This is a genomic window from Kitasatospora sp. NPDC097691, assembly GCF_040302665.1.
Taxonomy (GTDB): domain Bacteria; phylum Actinomycetota; class Actinomycetes; order Streptomycetales; family Streptomycetaceae; genus Kitasatospora.
Genome location: NZ_JBEORY010000142.1, coordinates 1 through 1,157 on the forward strand (window position 1 = coordinate 1; position 1,157 = coordinate 1,157).

The 1,157-nt window shown below is 63.6% G+C and carries 2 protein-coding genes and 1 pseudogene; all 3 read left to right on the forward strand.

The annotated features are described in order from the left end of the window. Positions 1–503, forward strand: a 503-nt coding sequence (locus ABTY56_RS38705; RefSeq protein ID WP_350634388.1) for a hypothetical protein, incomplete at its 5' end; no start/stop codon positions are given. Between the two features lie 239 nt (positions 504–742). Continuing rightward, a pseudogene (locus tag ABTY56_RS38710) lies at positions 743–883 on the forward strand (IS256 family transposase); the annotation flags it as partial. Further along, positions 881–1,157 (forward strand): GNAT family N-acetyltransferase (locus ABTY56_RS38715; RefSeq protein ID WP_350634389.1); only part of this gene is annotated, 277 nt, incomplete at its 3' end. The pseudogene ABTY56_RS38710 and the gene ABTY56_RS38715, both read left to right, overlap by 3 nt.

Below are 1,157 nucleotides of genomic sequence, written 5' to 3' on the forward strand. Positions count from 1 at the left end.
GAATTCACCAGCATCTGACTCCCGACGAGATCTGCCCGGTCATTCCATTCCCGTCTCGCGAGCCGCGTCGAGGCGACGAGATCATCTACGCCCACCGGGAGCTCCTATTCGACACGTTTCAGGTTGAGCCGAAGAACATCCTGCTCGCTTGCGAGTATAATCCCTTCGAGGCCTATAAGCAGTTGTTCGAGGCAATGGACCGCTATCGACGTGCGCTGGGCGAGCTCGGCGGCTGCAAGGCGTTCGTATCGCCGCTCTCCTCCAAGCTTCTGTCGATCGCGGCGCTGCTTGCCTGCTACGATCACCTGTTCGGTGAGGTGCCAGGCAAGCGCCTCAAGGTCGGCATCCCGTACATCGAGACGGCAGTCTACGCCGATCCGACGCAGGAGCCCGATACGCCGTTCGAACTCTACTCGATGTGGATTCGCGGTGAGTGGGAGCTTCCGACAACGGAGACTTCCGAGGAGGCCGTCCTCGAAGGCCCCTCCGGACGCCCCAAGTGACGCGAGTTGGCTGGCGAACATCCGGCGACGGCCGACGTCCATGTGCCGATGGTGCTCGGCGTATGAAGAGCGTGCGTGCTGCCGCTAGCGCTTGCCCCTTCGCCGGAACGGGCATGGCGGCACGTCGTCTTCCACCTCATCGCGAGCTAAGCGGGAAAGTGGGTGACGACGATGGATTGAAGGCGGCGTATCGAGGCGGGTGTCGAGCCAGCCAGAACCTCTCATCAGAGCGATAGGCCATGGAAAGCCCTACCAACATCGTGCGACTTCGTCAGCCCGAGGACATCGACGATCCCCTAACCGAAGTGCTGCGAGCCGGGGCTCGGCGCCTTCTCGCGCAGGCGGTCGAGTTTGAGGCCGAGGCCTTTTTGACGGCGATGCACTACCGTCACACGGTCGAGAACTCGGTCTATGTCACACAGGCCGCTCATCGGAGCGGGGTTGGAGAGGCTTTGCTCCACGCGCTGGTAGCCCGCTGCGAGGCTGGCCCTTGGCGTCAGATGGTGGCTGTGATCGGCGGCAGCGCGAACGCTGGTTCGATCGCCCTGCACCGGAAGGCGGGATTTACGCACCGCGCTGCTGGTGGTGCCGGAGGGCGAGGAGCCGAGCGAGGAGCTGCTGGGCGACATCACCGACGTGATGGTCGCGCTGGAC